The 14,371-nt window shown below is 72.4% G+C and carries 17 protein-coding genes; 8 read left to right on the plus strand and 9 right to left on the minus strand.

Annotation, left to right across the window (positions count from 1 at the left end; genetic code table 11):
• Positions 1-47: 47 nt before the first annotated feature.
• Entirely contained in the window at positions 48-1,256 is a 1,209-nt protein-coding gene (locus ACYVD5_RS06430) for an MFS transporter (RefSeq protein ID WP_460999982.1), read from the minus strand.
• 256 nt (positions 1,257-1,512) lie between these two features.
• The gene (locus tag ACYVD5_RS06435) at positions 1,513-1,845 is read right to left on the minus strand and encodes a DUF1330 domain-containing protein (protein WP_460999983.1); all 333 of its coding nucleotides are present in this window, start codon (positions 1,843-1,845) and stop codon (positions 1,513-1,515) included.
• A gap of 224 nt (positions 1,846-2,069) precedes the next feature.
• Between ACYVD5_RS06435 and ACYVD5_RS06440 the strand changes: the two genes are divergently transcribed.
• Positions 2,070-2,930, plus strand: coding sequence for a LysR family transcriptional regulator (locus tag ACYVD5_RS06440; protein ID WP_460999984.1), 861 nt, complete (start codon positions 2,070-2,072; stop codon positions 2,928-2,930).
• A gap of 9 nt (positions 2,931-2,939) precedes the next feature.
• Here ACYVD5_RS06440 and ACYVD5_RS06445 read toward each other — a convergent pair whose 3' ends face one another.
• Positions 2,940-3,383 (minus strand): hypothetical protein, encoded by a 444-nt coding sequence (locus tag ACYVD5_RS06445; RefSeq protein ID WP_460999985.1) that lies wholly within the window; start codon positions 3,381-3,383, stop codon positions 2,940-2,942.
• A gap of 152 nt (positions 3,384-3,535) precedes the next feature.
• The gene (locus ACYVD5_RS06450) at positions 3,536-4,258 is read right to left on the minus strand and encodes a polyamine aminopropyltransferase (protein ID WP_460999986.1); all 723 of its coding nucleotides are present in this window, start codon (positions 4,256-4,258) and stop codon (positions 3,536-3,538) included.
• Positions 4,259-4,604: 346 nt separating this feature from the next.
• On the opposite strand from ACYVD5_RS06450, the gene ACYVD5_RS06455 reads away from it, so the two are divergent.
• Positions 4,605-5,513 carry a helix-turn-helix domain-containing GNAT family N-acetyltransferase gene (locus ACYVD5_RS06455; protein ID WP_460999987.1) on the plus strand — a complete coding sequence of 303 codons (909 nt, stop codon included), beginning with the start codon at positions 4,605-4,607 and terminating at the stop codon, positions 5,511-5,513.
• Positions 5,514-5,599: 86 nt separating this feature from the next.
• Here the strand turns inward: ACYVD5_RS06455 and ACYVD5_RS06460 are convergent, their stop codons facing one another.
• On the minus strand, positions 5,600-6,361 hold the full coding sequence (locus ACYVD5_RS06460; RefSeq protein ID WP_460999988.1) for a class I SAM-dependent methyltransferase: 762 nt from the start codon (positions 6,359-6,361) through the stop codon (positions 5,600-5,602).
• A 500-nt stretch (positions 6,362-6,861) separates the two neighbouring features.
• Here ACYVD5_RS06460 and ACYVD5_RS06465 point away from each other — a divergent pair, with 500 nt between their 5' ends.
• Both ACYVD5_RS06465 and ACYVD5_RS06470 read left to right on the plus strand, forming a co-directional pair.
• On the plus strand, positions 6,862-7,431 hold the full coding sequence (locus ACYVD5_RS06465; RefSeq protein ID WP_460999989.1) for a MarR family winged helix-turn-helix transcriptional regulator: 570 nt from the start codon (positions 6,862-6,864) through the stop codon (positions 7,429-7,431).
• 36 nt (positions 7,432-7,467) lie between these two features.
• On the plus strand, positions 7,468-7,920 hold the full coding sequence (locus ACYVD5_RS06470; protein ID WP_460999990.1) for a nitroreductase/quinone reductase family protein: 453 nt from the start codon (positions 7,468-7,470) through the stop codon (positions 7,918-7,920).
• A 190-nt stretch (positions 7,921-8,110) separates the two neighbouring features.
• On the opposite strand, the gene ACYVD5_RS06475 is transcribed toward ACYVD5_RS06470, so the two are convergent.
• Positions 8,111-8,893, minus strand: a complete 783-nt coding sequence (locus ACYVD5_RS06475; RefSeq protein ID WP_460999991.1) for a hypothetical protein — start codon at positions 8,891-8,893, stop codon at positions 8,111-8,113.
• A gap of 265 nt (positions 8,894-9,158) precedes the next feature.
• On the opposite strand from ACYVD5_RS06475, the gene ACYVD5_RS06480 reads away from it, so the two are divergent.
• From ACYVD5_RS06480 to ACYVD5_RS06495, 4 genes are all read left to right on the plus strand, one after another.
• Positions 9,159-9,854: a Crp/Fnr family transcriptional regulator gene (locus ACYVD5_RS06480; RefSeq protein ID WP_460999992.1), complete on the plus strand. Its 696-nt coding sequence runs from the start codon at positions 9,159-9,161 to the stop codon at positions 9,852-9,854.
• Between the two features lie 121 nt (positions 9,855-9,975).
• Positions 9,976-12,504, plus strand: coding sequence for an AAA family ATPase (locus ACYVD5_RS06485; RefSeq protein WP_460999993.1), 2,529 nt, complete (start codon positions 9,976-9,978; stop codon positions 12,502-12,504).
• A 30-nt stretch (positions 12,505-12,534) separates the two neighbouring features.
• Positions 12,535-12,777 (plus strand): hypothetical protein, encoded by a 243-nt coding sequence (locus ACYVD5_RS06490; RefSeq protein WP_460999994.1) that lies wholly within the window; start codon positions 12,535-12,537, stop codon positions 12,775-12,777.
• A gap of 112 nt (positions 12,778-12,889) precedes the next feature.
• Entirely contained in the window at positions 12,890-13,273 is a 384-nt protein-coding gene (locus ACYVD5_RS06495) for a hypothetical protein (RefSeq protein WP_460999995.1), read from the plus strand.
• Between the two features lie 185 nt (positions 13,274-13,458).
• Here the strand turns inward: ACYVD5_RS06495 and ACYVD5_RS06500 are convergent, their stop codons facing one another.
• From ACYVD5_RS06500 to ACYVD5_RS06510, 3 genes are all read right to left on the minus strand, one after another.
• A complete protein-coding gene (locus tag ACYVD5_RS06500) occupies positions 13,459-13,698 on the minus strand; it encodes a hypothetical protein (RefSeq protein ID WP_460999996.1) in 240 nt (79 codons plus the stop codon).
• Positions 13,695-14,012 (minus strand): hypothetical protein, encoded by a 318-nt coding sequence (locus ACYVD5_RS06505; protein ID WP_460999997.1) that lies wholly within the window; start codon positions 14,010-14,012, stop codon positions 13,695-13,697. Before ACYVD5_RS06505 ends, ACYVD5_RS06500 begins: the two co-directional genes overlap by 4 nt.
• A gap of 77 nt (positions 14,013-14,089) precedes the next feature.
• Positions 14,090-14,299 carry a hypothetical protein gene (locus tag ACYVD5_RS06510; protein WP_460999998.1) on the minus strand — a complete coding sequence of 70 codons (210 nt, stop codon included), beginning with the start codon at positions 14,297-14,299 and terminating at the stop codon, positions 14,090-14,092.
• Positions 14,300-14,371 lie beyond the last annotated feature (72 nt).

Genomic DNA, 14,371 nt, shown 5'->3' on the forward strand with positions numbered 1-14,371 from the left:
CGGGCCGCCGGACGGGACCGGCGGCCCGCACCCGCTCACCGGCTCTGTTATCGCCCTTCGGACGGTGCCGCGTGGACGGCCCGGGTCGCTGCGAGCAGGATGGCGCAGACGAACCAGAGCGCGCCCGCGGCGCCGGTGGTCCCGGCGACCAGGGCCGCACCGGCCGGGATGGCGACCTGGCCCAGCCGGTTGCCCCACAGCCGCAGCGACAGGGCGGTGCCGCGGGTATCGGCGGGTACCGCCCGCACCACCATGGTCATGGTCAGCGGCTGGCCGAGCCCCAGCAGGAACCCGCCCAGCGCGAGCGCGGCCGCCATGGCGACGGTGCCCGACACCGGCAGCGCCACCGCGCTCAGTGCCGCGGCCGAACCCAGCGTGCTCGCCATGATGAGCAGGCGGCGCGACCACCGGGCGACGAGCCGCTCCACCAGCAGCCGGGACGCGATCGAGGCCGCCGCGCGGACCGCCAGCAGCGCGCCGACTGCGGCGGGGGTGATACCGCGCTGCTCGGCGATCAGCGGCAGGTAAGCGGTGAGCAGGTCGACCGACGACAGCAGCGCCAGGCTGGTGAACAGTCCGGTGGGCACGCCGGGACGGCGCAGCAGGGCGGTCACCGGCAGCGGCGCGGCCTGCGTCGCCGCGGGTTCGGGCTGGGTCGCCGGCCACAGCCCGACCACGGCCGGCAGCGCCAGTGCCGCGGCCAGCGCGGCAACGTACAGCGCCTGCTGGGTCGCCCCGGCCAGCGCGCTGTCGGAGTGCGCCCCGGTGAGCAGCACGCTGGACAGCAGCGGACCCACCAGTTGGCCCAGCGCCGCCGAGGCCGTGAGCAGGCCGAAGTTGCGGTCCAGCGCATGTTCGGCGGACCGCTGGGCGACCAGCCGCTGCGCGGCGATCATGAACGTGAGGTGGCCCAGCCCCAGCACGGCGCTGCCGCCGGCCACGGTGACCAGGCGCTGGGAGACCGCCAGCAGCAGCGGCGCCACGGCCATCGCCGCTGCGCCGGCGCCCAGGATCCACGCCGTGCGCCGGATCCGGTCGCTCAGCCGCCCCAACGGCACGGCGACGAGCAGCGGCAGCAGGGCGAAGGCCGCCGTGATGAGCCCGATGTCGAACGCGTCGGCGCCCAGGGCGACCGAGCGGTACGAGATGAGCGGGCGGCCCAGGTTGAGCGCGGTCTGGGTGGCGACCACGGCGATGAGCAGCCACCACAGCCGGCGGTCCCGTGGGGCGGTGCGCGGCGTACCGGTACCGGTCACGGGCGTCTCCGGGCCCGTGGCGTGGCGGCGTCGGTGTCCATCATGTGCGAATCCTCCTGGACAGAGCGGGGCCCAAGCGGCCGGTACCGGCCGATGATCAGTCTCGCTCTTGGCCTTCGGGAGTGCGCTGGCGCCCCCGGGGAAGATCATCGATCCCGCGCCGCAGCGTGTCCCGGCCGACTCTGCCGACTCCGCCCTGGATTGCGGTGCCACCGTATCCGGCGGCGCGGCCGCGGGGCCGCGCCGCCGGCGGTGGTCACGTCCGGTCTGCGGTGTCCGCGCCTTGCACGAACAGCAGCCTGCGCCGCAGCGCCGTCCGGGCTTCGGCGAGGGCCGGAGCGTACTCCGGTGAGTCGTACCAGGCTGTGAGCCGGTCCATGCTGGGGAACTCCACGACGGCGACGACCCGGCCGTCCCAGTCGCCCTCGGGGACTGCCGGCTCGGTGGCGTTCACCACGACGCGGCCCCCGTAGTGCACGATCGACGGGTTGGCGAGGTCGAGATAGCGTTCGACGCCGGCCTGGTCCAAGACCTCGATGAGCTCGCTGATGCAGTAGGCAGGGCCTTGCGGGTGTTCGCTTGCGGGCATGAGTGGTCCCCTTTTCCGATCGGTTTGCCGTGCCGGTTGCCCGGCCGCGGCCGCTCGCCGTCCCATGCGGGTGGACAACGCGCTGCCTCCAGGAACGGGTGGCCGCACCTGCGGTCGGCCGGTCCGGCTCGCTCCACGATGCGGGCGGGCCGTCCCGCCCGTCCAAGGCTCTCTGCGGCGCCTGCCATACCCTTAAGGCATCACGCCAGCTGCCGGGAGGCGCCGTGGACCTCGACCTGCGCAAAATGCGCTACTTCGCCGCTGTCGCCGAGCACCGGAGCTTCATCCGTGCCGCCGAGGAGCTGCACATTTCGCAGCCGGTCCTGTCGCGCCAAATCCGCGCGCTGGAGCAGGAGCTCAAGGCCCAGCTGTTCGACCGGGACAACCGCGGCACGCGGCTCACCCCGGCCGGCGAGGCGCTGGCCGAGGATGCGCGTGCTCTGCTGCCGGCCGCAGACGCGGCACGGCGCCGGGTCCGCGACCTGGCGGCCGGCCGGCGTACCTTCACCATCGGGTTCTCGCCCGGTCTGGTCGTCGCCCCCGCCGTCCGCGAGCTTTCGCACCGCCACCCCGACCTGACCGTGGAGGTGCTGCAGACCGGCTGGCTCGACCAGACCGACGCCATCCGCAACGGCCGGGCCGACGTCGGCTATGTGCGGCTGCCCGCCGACCAGCGCGGCCTCGCGGTCGAGCCCCTGTTCACCGAGGCGCGTGCGGTCATGCTGCCGGACGACCACCGGCTCGCCGGCAAGGAAACGGTCTCGGTCACCGACCTCGCTGCCGAGCGCCTACTCCAAAACCCCGGCGACGTGCCCGAATGGCGCGATCTCGCCCTGGAGCAGCAGGGCCCGCAACCGCACAAGCCGGTCCCGTCGCTCCGGAGCGCGGAGGAGAAGCTGGAGCACGTCGCCGCCGGGACCGGAATCGTCGTGCTCCCGATCTCGGCAGCCGCCCTCTACAACCGCCCCGGTATCGTGCACGTCCCCGTCCACGACATCGCGCCGACACGCGTATGCCTTGCCTGGGACCGTTCCCGGAGCAGCGCGCTCATCCGCGAATACGCCGCGATCGCCCGCAGCTCCTGAGCGGTCGGATCACCACCCGCGGCAGTACGCCCACCAGTGGTGGATGAGGGCGACGTCGGCGGCGAACCGGGCGTCGTCCTTGGCCCGGAGGCGGTTGGGGGCGACGAGGTTGCGCTTGCGGCCATCGGCCATGCGCACCTCGACCACGGTGTTGGCCAGGAACCGCTTGGTGCGGATGGCGACGATGTAGCGCCACGGCAGCGTCCGCAGCCGGACCTCGCGCACCGCGATGCCCTCCGGGGTCAGCTGCACATACCCCCGGATCAAATACAGCTGGAACAGCGTGGTCGCCAGCAGAAACACCTGCGTCACCGCGAGGAACACGGTCGAGACGGCAGGCAGCCCCGCCACGGCTGTCACGGCGAGCAGCAGGACCAGTAACGCGGACAGCACGGCGAACACGACCGTCAGGGACCGTTTCCGCTGGTTGTAGAACGTGGGCGGCGAGTGCATGACTGCGAACCCTGGCACACCACCGCCAACCGCCGCAATGCCGGGCAGCGGAAATGACCTGGTGAGAGCCGGTGAGGGCACGGCTGTGCGGCGGGGGTTGCGCCGGTGCGCCGCTCGCGGCGGACGGGCCCGCCGACACCCGCGGCCCGGGCTCAGGCCGCCGGCACCGTCGCGATATAGACGGTGTTGGCGGCGTCGCGGTCCTGCAGGGGGTTGGGGAACGTGACGACCTCGGCGCGCACCCCGGTGAAGACCTCGCCGAGCACGGCGGTGAACTCCGCATCCGGCGGGTCGTTGGACCACAGCGCGAAGACGCCGCCGGGATACAGGAAGCCGGCCATGCGGCGCAGCCCGTCAGCCCGGTAGAAACCCGCGTGGCCGTCGTGCAGCAGGTGGGCGGGCGAGTGATCGATGTCGACGATGGCGGCGTGGAAACGGCGGCCCGGCACCTGCGGGTCGAACCCGGAATCGCCCGCCGCCATCGCGAAGAAGTCGCCGCGCACGAACCGGCAGCGCGGATCGGCGGCAAGCTCGGTGCCGGCCGGGATAAGCCCGCGCTCGTGCCACTCGACCACCTCCGGCAGCGCCTCGACGACCACCAGGGACTCGACCCCGGGGTGGCGGAGCACGGTCTGCGCGGTGAAGCCCAGCCCGAGGCCGCCCACGACCACTTCGGCGCGGTCCTGCGCCGACTCGGCCAACGCGAGCCGGGCCATTTCCTCCTCTGCCACGGTGAACAGGCTCGACATCAGGAACTCGTCGCCGAGCTTGATCTCGTGCACGTCCGTGCGGAAGACCGGATCCCACCGGCGGCGCAGCGCGAGGTCGCCCATCGGCGTGGGGCGCCAGTCCAGTTCCTCGAAGCGGAGGCCCATCCGGCCCGCTCCCTTCCGGTCGGGTGCACCGGTGCGTCGCTGGAACGCCGGGAGTGAGTGAACGCCGCGAACCCCGGCGGACGGCGCCGGGGCACTGCGCGGCCGCGGGACACGACCGCCCCGCACCATTGAACCTACCCGCGGCGCGCCGGCGTCCCGGCCTGCCGCGCAGCCGCCCGCCGGCACCGGCGCGGCGGCCCGGACCGCTTCCCCGGACCGCTTCCCCGGACCGGTTGCCCGGAACATGGTTCGGCGCCCGGCCCGGCATCCGGGCGGCACCGGCACCCACCACTTAATTGATGCTCGTCAATGGACGGGGCGATGGCGCGTGGCCGATAATGGCCCTATGGCCGTGCGCACACCCACCTCCCCCGCCCCGCTACCGACCCTGCCCGCATCCGACGCCGAAACCTACGCCGCCTGGTTCGCGTGCCTGGCCGAACCCGCCCGGGTCCGGCTCCTGCACACCATCGCCGCCGCCCCGGGCGCCGCGACCGTCGGCGAGCTTTCCGCGGCGCTGGGCCTGCGCCAGCCAACGGTCTCCCACCACCTGCGCAAGCTTGCCGAGGCCGGCTTCATCACGCTCACCAAGTCCGGCACGTCCACCCGCGTCATGATCAACCCGGCCTGCTGCACCGGGCTCCCGCACGCCGCCGACGCCGTGATGGGGCTGCTCGCCTCCCGGCCCTGCTGCCCCACCGACCTGCCCGCCGACGTCACCGTGCACCCCATGGAACCCGGCGACCTCGACGCGGTGCGCCGCATCTACGCCGAGGGCATCGCCACCGGCCACGCCACCTTCGAGACCGAGGTCCCGCCTGCGGCCGACCTCGACGCGAAATGGTCGCCGGGCCACCGCTGGGTCGCCCGGCTCGACGGCACCGGCGAGCCCGTCGGCTGGGCCGCCGCAACGCCCGTCTCCACCCGCGCGGCCTATGCCGGAGTCGCCGAGACCTCGGTCTATGTCGCCGAATCCGCACGCGGGCGCGGAGTCGGCAAGGCACTGCTGCACAAGCAGGTCACGGCCGCCGACGCAGGGGGCCTGTGGATGCTGCAGACCGCGATCTTCCCGGAGAACAAAGCCAGCCTGGCGCTGCACCACAGCGCGGGTTTCCGCACTCTGGGCGTCCGCGAGCGCATCGCCCGCCACCACGGCGTCTGGCGCGACACCGTCATGCTGGAGCGGCGCCGCGACGAGACCGCCTGCACCGGCGGCCCCTGCGACGGTGGCGGCGGGGTCCCGGGCGGCGCGTGAACCCTCCGGTCCGCTGCGGGCAACCGCGGCGGGTGCCGGAGGCGGGCACGCCGTGCCCGTCCCGGCGCCCTGATCAGCAGTGCTCGCTAACTCTGCGGACGCAGCACGTAGCCCACGTAGCCGTACTCGGCCCCGTGGGCCCGCCGCAGGTCGCTCTCACGCTGCAGGACCGCGCCGGCCTGGACCATCAGTTCGTCGCCGGGATCGATGGCGGCGACCCGCTCCTCCAACGGGGTGTAGTACCCGTCGAACCAGTCGCTGTCCGGGAGCAGGTAGGTGGCCGCAACGGTGTAGCCGGCGGCGGTCGCGATGGCCACGTTCTCGGCCGTGCTGCGCAGCGGATACAGCTCGTCCCAGAACTCCTTGGCCTCAGCGGAGGGCTCGTCGGTGGTCCACCCGCATTCGGTGACCACGAGCACCCCGCCGGGGGCCAGTAGGCGCCGCCAACTGCGCAGCGCGTTGTCGAACCCGATGTTGTAGGCCGCCCCCTCCGACCACACCAGGTCGAAGGCGCCGTCGGGGTAGGGCAGGTCGTCGATCGAGTGGGCCTCGGCCCGGATGCGGTCGGCCGCACCCGCCGCCTGCGCGGAGTTGCGCACGTCCTCCAGGAACGGCTCGTAGAAGTCGACGGCGACCACCTCGGCCGCCTGCTCCGCCAGGATGAGTGTCGCCGCTCCGCTTCCGCAGCCGAGGTCGGCCACGCGGGGGTGCCGGGGCAAGGGGCCGGCCAGGGACAGCATGAGCCGGGTGCTGGCCGCCGAGCCGGGGCCGTGGTGGGTGAGGCCCTGGTGCATGCTCAGCGCAGCCTGCACGAAGGGGTCGTCGAAAATGCTGAGGTCGATTGCCACTGGTCTTGTCCATCCAGTCGTGCTCGCGGTTTTCCACACCGGTCGGGGTGGAATGCAGAACCACCGCGGCGGGCGGTACGCCCGTGGCGGTGTATCCCGTTGTCCGCGGACCTCATGCGCCGGCGGCACCGGCGAGGGCTTGCGGTTCCCGGTTCGTGTCGGGCCGGAACGGCCGACGGCGCGGGAACCCGCGCAGCCTCAGCAGGCGCCGGCCGCAACGAGGTGCAACCGCGGACCGCTACCCGAAATCACCGCGCCGGTCGACACGTGACCTCACCTGCTTTCACTGCTCGATCGCTGACCGGTCCCGCCTGGACCGGTGGCCTGGTTCCTGCCGGGCGGAACCTAGCAATGTGCGGCCGGAGGGGCAATCGGTTTTCCGCGGGTGCTGCGGCGCGGGCACGGCCGGCTCCGGGCCGCGGGCGATACCGGTGCGCCGAACCCCGGAACACGGCAAATTGTCCGGACAAGAGTTCTCCCGGTTGCCCTAGGCTGCAGAGGTGAGCACAACGAACAACGCCGACGCGGGCACCGGCGCGAACACCCCCGCGGAACCTGCTGCGGACACCGGTTCCGGCACCGCCGCGCACGGCGGCGGGCGCGACCGGGTTTCCAGCGCGGGCCCGGTGAGCCATGCGATCTTCCGGGTGGCGCGCATCCACAAGATGCTCGCCGGGCAACTGCTGCGCGAGGTGGGTCTGTACCCGGGCCAGGAGCTGCTGATGATGCGGCTCTGGGACGAGGGCCCGCAGCGCCAGGCCGACCTGGCCGCCGTGCTGGACGCCGACGCGCCAACCGTCACCCGGTCGGTCCGGCGCCTGGAACACGCCGGTTTCGTGCGCCGCTCCCCCAGTCCGAAGGACGGCAGGGTGACCATTGTCGAGGCCACGCCCGCGAGCATGGGTCTGCGCCGGTCGGTCGAGCGCATCTGGGCCGAACTGGAGCGCATGACGGTCGGCGGCATGGAGGGTGACCAGCGGGACGAGGTACTGCGCGCGCTCGGCGGCATCGAGGGCAATCTGGCCGCGTCGGCGGATGCCGTTCAGGGCGGACCGCCGCACCGGGAATAACCCGGCAATATTTCCTTGTTCGAACAAACAACAGACTTGACCGAAGAGGGGATGAGCCCGGTGTCGTCATTCAACGAGCGCGTGATCGCGGAGTTCCGCGCCAACCAGGGCCGTGTCCGCGAAGCGGCGGGATTCGGCACCAACCTGGTGCTGATCCACAGCCGGGGAGCGCAGACCGGCCGCGAGCGCGTCAACCCCGCGCTGTGCCTGACCGACGGTGCAGCGTGGCTGGTGATCGGCTCGGCCAAGGGCGCGCCGAAGGACCCCGCTTGGGTGTTCAACCTGCGGGCGCACCCCGACGCCGAGATCGAGGTGCCCGGCACCGCCGCGGTGGAACGCATCCCGGTCACCGCCACCGAACTGGCCGGCACCGACCGCGAACGTGCCTTCGGCCGCTTCGTCGGCCGCACGTCGTCCTTTGCCGCCTTCCAGCAGCAGGCCGGGCGGACCCTGCCGATCATCCGTTTCACCCGGCGGCCGGCGGCCTGATCCGAGCGGCCCGCCGGCACCGGACCGGCGCGCGATCGCACACGCGGGGAAACCGAGCGGGCGCGCCGGTGCTCGGCGCGCCCGTTCGGCGGGATGCCCGCTCATGGAACCATGGCGCAGAACATAACAGTGACCGATGACTCCACCTGCCCCGTCGAATCCGGCGCTGAAACCGCCCGGGTTTAGCCGATCAGCGCGTCGGGGCCGCTCCGATGCCGTGGATGTGCTGGTCGCCATGTTGCGTGGCAAAGACGGTGCCGTTCCCGGCGGCCTTATTGATCATTGTCGAGCCGGCGGAAGCGGGTTCGGGCGCGGCGGGTTCGGGCGCCGGCGAACGCTGCGGGACCTGCTGCGACACCTGCTGCGGGACCGGCGTGTCCGGAGCCAGATGCAGCCAGGCGTCGGCCGTGTACTCCTTCGTCGTGAAGGCGATCTTGTGGAACGTGTCCGGGTCGATCCCCGCGTAGCCGTGCCGCACCGTCTCGTCGTAGAAGTGCTGCGACAGCAACAGGGCGACGGACACCCCCTCCGGTGCTTCGGCCAGTGCGGTTTTGAGCGCGGGCGCGTCGACCATCCGCGCGAGGATTTCGAGCGGCGACCCCACGGCGCTGGTGGCACCTCCGGCACCGCCCTGCCCGCCCACGTAGACCTCGCCGGCATGCAGCGCGACCCGCACCCGTACGGCGGTCTGCGGTGCGGCGGTGCGGTTGTGCGCGCGCAGGCGGACCGCCAGCTCGTGGATCAGCGGGTGGATGAGCACCGATTTCGCCAGCCCGGCCGGGGCGGCCACCCGTATGCCGTCGCCGAGGTCGTCACGGATGCAGTCGGCCCAGGCGATCCCGCTGCGCTCGAACGCCGCCCGCAGTGCGGCCATCAGCGCCGCTCGGATCTGCCGCAATGCCACATTGCCGCGCCCCGCCGAACGTTCGATGTCGGCGGTCAGCAGCGCACGGTATTCCAGTTCGTCGGCCAATCTCCAGCCTCCTCGGATCAGTGGCGCGGCGCCGCGGCCGGGTGCGCGGCCGTGCCGCCGGTGCCGGGAGCCGCCGCGGGCACATCGGATGCGGCGAACACCCCGGGCCCGCGACCCGGCCGGGAATTGCAGCGGAATGCACCGCCAACGACCGGCCATTCCAGCCAACGGTAACGGTAACGCCATGGCCGGATCCGCTGTTCGAGCGGATCCCGATCGGTTACTATTCCAGCTCGGTCGGCCGAACCGGATCGGAGCGCGGACCATGGCCAATTCCGGCGTTGCTGCAAGCCGCTGGCCGGCCGCAAGCCTGCTCGGAGTGCTGAACCCCAATCAGCGCGACCGGTTGCTCGCGCTCGGGGCGCGCGTGCGGTATCCGCCCGACCGGGTGCTGATTCGCCAGGGAGACCGGTCGACGTTTGCAATGGTCCTGCTCGACGGAGTGGTCAAGGCCAGCGCGCGAACCAGCGGCGAGCGCGATGCGCTGCTGGCCATCCGGATGGGCGGCGACCTGGTCGGCGAGTTCTCGGCCATGGACGACCGCCCCCGATCGGCAACGGTGACCACTTGCGGGCCGGTTGTCGCCCGGATGGTGACCCGCGCGGAATTCCTCGCGTGCCTGCACCGGAATCCGGAACTAATGCACGAGGTCAATCAGGCCGTGCTGGCCAAACTCCGCACGGCCAACAACCACCGCATCGATCTGGCCGGGTGCGATGTCCCGACCCGGCTGGCGCGGGTGCTTCATCAGATCGCTCTCACCTACGGCGAACCCACCGGAGCCGGAGCGGTGATTCCGTGGCCGCTCACCCAGCCGGAGTTGGCGAGCCTATCCGGCGCGGCCGAACCCACGGTGCACAAAATCCTGCGCACGCTCCGCAAGGACGGCGTGGTTTCCACCGGATACCGCACTATCGCGATCAACGACCTTGCGCAGCTCAGCAGCATCGCATTCGATTAGCGCGCAGGAATCCGCCCGGAAACCGTCGTAGCACGGTATCGCGCTTCCCGGGCGCCGTTAACGTCCAGCCAAGCGGGATTGCGCAGGCCCGCTGCCGACCACGGCCGAAAAGGGGAGGGCGATGAGCCACGCGGACGAACCCGACGAGGAGGCGGGTGGCGCCGACCGGAACACGGATGCGGAACACGCTGCGGGCGGTCACCGCATCGATATCGGTGGCAACGCCTATGGACCGGTGGTCGCCGGCGACCACAACCTCGTGGTCGACGCGCGCCACGGGTCGTCCGTGACCGTGGTGAACGAACGGCAGCGGCCGGCGCCCAAGCGCCGCGAACGCATCTCCGTGCTGCCCCGGCGGCAACGCGAGCCGCTCGGCCGCGAATCGGCGGCGCTGACGCTGGCCGGCGCCATCGCCGAGGGCGGTCCGGTGCAGCTGTGCGGACCTGCCGGGGTGGGCAAGAGCACGCTGCTGCGGTACGCGGCGACCGTCGTCGAGCGCGGACCCGACGGCGTCGTGTTCGTGAGCGCCGCACACCGCCAGGTGGCCGACATCGCGCAGGAGATCTTCGAGGCCTGCTACGAGACCCGCGGCTACGCACCATCACGGAACGACCTGCGCAGACTGCTCGCCGACGTGCGGATAACGGTGTACATCGACGACGCCGACCTGGGAATCGACCAGTTGCGGCAGCTCACCGACATGGCCCCGTCGGCGACCTTCGTCTTCGCCGGCCGCGAGGGGTCGCTGGGCGGCGAAGGCACCGTGCTTTACCTGGAGGGGCTGGACCGGTTTCCGGCGACACAGCTGCTGGCCCGCGGGCTGGGCCGGCCGCTGCTGGACGGCGAAGGCGCCACTGCCGACGAACTGTGGCGGGCCGCCGGTGGGAATCCGCTGCTGCTCCTGCGCACCGCGGGACTGGCCAGGTCGGGCCGGTCCGGGTGGCCCGGTCAAGCCGGACCGGCGGGGCAGTCGGGACAGGCAGGGCAGGCGGTGCACCCGCGCCGGTCGGCGCTGCCGCCGCCCGGTGCGGTCGCCGACCTGCTGCCCTTACTGCTCGACCAGCGCGACGAGGCCGAGCTGCGCGTGCTCAACGTGCTCGCGACACTGGCCGGCGCCGACCTGGCACCCGCGCATGTGCACGCCCTCACCGGTATTGCCGACGCCGACCAGGTGTGCCGGCGCCTCGCCGACCTCGGCCTTGCGGTGGCCGCAGCCCACGGCTACGGCAGCGCGCCCGACGTCGGCGCGGCGCTGCGGCGGCGCAGCGTCGCGGCGTTCCCCGTCGATCCGTTGTGCCGGTACTTCGCCCAGTGGGCGGCCGACCCGGCGACGGCACCGGAGCAGGTGGCCGGCCACAGCCGGGCGCTGGAGCAGGCGGCGGAGCTGGCCACCGCGGCCGGGCGGCCCGATCTCGCGGTGCTGGTCGGACGGGCCGCATCGCCGAAGATGGCCCACTCGCTGCAGTTCGAAGCGTGGGGGCGGCTGCTCGGCCGCGGCTGGTCCGCCGCCCAGGACGCGGGCGACCGGGAGGCCGCGGCGTACTTCACGCACGAAGAGGCCATGCGCTGCCTGGTGATCGGCCAGCGGGTCGCGGCGGCCGCACTGCTGGCCGAGGCGGTCGTGCTGTGGAACACGCTGGGCGACGACCAGGGCTCGACCGCGGCGACCCAGGCCCAGGAGTTCCTGCCGCCCGCACCGCAACCGCCGCAGCCCGCGGTCCCCGACGGAACCGGCGCAGCCGAGTCCCAGGCGGTCGATGCCGGCTACACCGGTGACACCGGCGGGTCCTGGCAGACCGTCGCCGACCACATGGCGGAGCTGACCCTCGACCCGGCCGTGCGCCAGGTGCGGCCGGAGGACTTCTGCGGTCAGCCGCCGCCCGGAGTGGAACAGGCCGGCTGCGGCGTGCCGGACGGTTCCGGGCACGCCGGCTACGAGACGCCGGCCGGTGCCGACCAGGCCGGCCAGGCCGGATACGGCACGCCGCCGGGCGCCGAGCACGCCGGTTTCCCCGGGCAAAGCGCGCCGTTCCCGGATGGCGGGGCTTTTGGTACGCACGCCGCCACCGCAACGGGTCCGGCGTCGTCCGGCGGAGCGGGTGCGGGCGCGGCGGCCGGCGGGACCACGGCCGGAACAGCAGCCGGCGGGGCTGCGGCGACCGGGATGACGACCGGCGGGATGCTCTTGCTGGGTACCGGGTTGCTCACCCTGTTCCTGGTCGTGACCGCGACGGCCGGGGCGGTCTTCGTGGTCAGCGAGGTCGCCCTTGAGGAGGTCGCCGGAGACGACGGAAGCGTCGGGAGCGATCCCAATGGGCTCGCGGGCACGTGGGAGGACGAGCAGGGCGCTGCAGTGCGGATCGAGGAGACCGGTCCGGGCACGTATTCGGTGCAGGCGGCCTGCGGTGAGCCCGATGTCGAACTGACCGGCGACAGCACCCGAGCCACCGGAAAAGAACCGCTCTTTGACGCCCCCAACGGTGGCTGCGGTCCGGTTGTCGGATACGCCGACGTCACGATCACGGTTGGGCCGGACGGGGACACCGCCGAATACACCACGACAATGACCGCGGAACCGGAAGGAACGGATGACGAGGAATTTTGGGAGTGCTACACCTGCGGAACGGAAAATTGGACCCGCCTGGAATGAGATTGGCCTGCTGCGAAAGGTGTGCATCGCATGAACCCGAAACCGGGTAACCGGAACTCGATCCGGATCGGCGGCGACGCGTCGGCCCCGGTCGTGGCCGGAAACGGCAACATCGTCGAAGTCAGCGACGGCCAGGGCACGTCCGAGGCCGCCGGCCAACTCCCCCTGCACGGACAGCGGAACAAGGCGGAAGACCGCGGCAGCGTCTTCGCCGTCACACATGGCGACATGCACATCCAGCAGGCCGGGGAACCCCGGAATCCCGAGGAGTGAACGGCGCCCGCCGGGCCGCGCCGCCTCCCCGATGGCGCGGCCCGGCCGGCGCGGCTACGGCGGCGGGTACAGCAGACGCAGCGGGCACCCAACGGCCGCGCAAAGGGGGACGATGTCGGCGGGGCGGGTTGCAGCGGCGGGTGGCGGTTCCACATTCGCGCTGGCCGCCGTGGCCGGGGTACTGGGCAACCAGCTCACGGCGACCGCACTGTGGGCCTGGGCCGCGTTCGCCGCAGTGGTGGCCATCGGCGCGGCCGCAACGGCCTGGACGGCCCACCGCACAACGGCGCGCCATGCCCCGTCCGGCGCGGCTGCAGGCCCGGTCCCCCGGCCGAAGCGGCCACCGGCACCGGACCGGCTCGGCCCGCAGACCAACCGGCAAACCAACACCGCGCGCGATCAAGGCCGGGTCATCGCAACGCAGCACGGGAACATCACCATCCACCGCCCCGCACCGATCCCCGGCCCTGCAGCGGCACCGCCGGACCACCGGTGATCCACGGAGCCCCGGCCGCGACGACCCTGCAGTAGTGCCGACATCCAGCGCCGGATTTCGACATTTCTGCAGGATCGTCGGCGGCCGGCCCGGACCCGGTGCTCGCCCAGGCTTGGCGCGTTGGGGAACGGGAAGTGGGGGAACGTGTGGCCGCGGCCGTGCCCCCTCGATACGGCCGCGGCCGGTCAGTTGGGATTCGCCCGGGTTCGGGAAACCGCAGGTGGCTCGTTGATTGGCCAGGGCCGGGTGGCCGCCACTTGGGTAGAGCGGCCCCGGACCTGGTCGACGCCGTCGAGCGCGTCGGCGAGGAGCATCCGCAGGCCCGGGTCGTCGGGTGCGACGTAGATGGCCGCGAGGATCTGCCCGGCGATTTCGGCGAGGCGGGCCTCGTCTGCGGCGGACAGGCGAGTGGGGTTGCCGCTCATGGGGTGCCTCGCTGCGGCGCGGTGATGGTGTCCGCGAGGTGGCGCGCGAACTCCTCGGCGTGCTCTGCGGACGCGCACAGCAGGCGCCACGCGCCCGGCACGATCGCGTAGAGCGCGCGGGAGTAGCTGCCCCGCCACAGTTCGACGGCCCGCAGCGCGGGATAGCGGTCCCGGAGTTCGGCGACGGAGGGCTCCGGCGTGGGCTGGGGCGCCGGCGGGGTAGGCGGGGCCGGCGGCAGCGGATCCGCACCCGCACGGGCGCGGGCGGGGCGGGAGCGGTTGTCGGGTTCTTGTTTGTAAATGAGCGAAGGCATACAATCCTCCACAGGTAGTGGTTAACAGGTGGCGAGCGGGCGCCAACCACGGCTCGCCACCTGAATTCGCTTGGTGCTTACGGCTGCTTTTTCAGCAACTCCCGCAAGTCGTCGCAGGTCTGCGCCCTCAGAACCATCCAGTTCTTCTCCGCGCACCAGTCGCCGTGACTGCCGTCGTCGCGTCTGTCCCGCCAGATCTGCCAATCCGGCCACTCGGCTTGCAGGATTTCGCTGCCGGTGGGCCATGGCCCGTGCAGCGCATCGCGTTCGTCAGTGCGGTCGTCCATGCTGTGCTGCCACCACCTCGACTGTCGTGGTGGTGACGCTACTTTCCAATACCCAGAGAAAGAAGAATCGGG

The sequence above is a fragment of the Streptomonospora sediminis genome, assembly GCF_054778995.1.

Coding starts and splice junctions, on each gene's coding strand:
- ACYVD5_RS06435 (WP_460999983.1), bottom strand. CDS start 1,845: ATGCCCGCAAGCGAACACCCGCAAGGCCCTGCCTACTGCATCAGCGAG.
- ACYVD5_RS06445 (WP_460999985.1), bottom strand. CDS start 3,383: ATGCACTCGCCGCCCACGTTCTACAACCAGCGGAAACGGTCCCTGACG.
- ACYVD5_RS06450 (WP_460999986.1), bottom strand. CDS start 4,258: ATGGGCCTCCGCTTCGAGGAACTGGACTGGCGCCCCACGCCGATGGGC.
- ACYVD5_RS06455 (WP_460999987.1), top strand. CDS start 4,605: ATGGCCGTGCGCACACCCACCTCCCCCGCCCCGCTACCGACCCTGCCC.
- ACYVD5_RS06480 (WP_460999992.1), top strand. CDS start 9,159: ATGGCCAATTCCGGCGTTGCTGCAAGCCGCTGGCCGGCCGCAAGCCTG.
- ACYVD5_RS06485 (WP_460999993.1), top strand. CDS start 9,976: ATGAGCCACGCGGACGAACCCGACGAGGAGGCGGGTGGCGCCGACCGG.
- ACYVD5_RS06490 (WP_460999994.1), top strand. CDS start 12,535: ATGAACCCGAAACCGGGTAACCGGAACTCGATCCGGATCGGCGGCGAC.
- ACYVD5_RS06495 (WP_460999995.1), top strand. CDS start 12,890: ATGTCGGCGGGGCGGGTTGCAGCGGCGGGTGGCGGTTCCACATTCGCG.
- ACYVD5_RS06500 (WP_460999996.1), bottom strand. CDS start 13,698: ATGAGCGGCAACCCCACTCGCCTGTCCGCCGCAGACGAGGCCCGCCTC.
- ACYVD5_RS06505 (WP_460999997.1), bottom strand. CDS start 14,012: ATGCCTTCGCTCATTTACAAACAAGAACCCGACAACCGCTCCCGCCCC.
- ACYVD5_RS06510 (WP_460999998.1), bottom strand. CDS start 14,299: ATGGACGACCGCACTGACGAACGCGATGCGCTGCACGGGCCATGGCCC.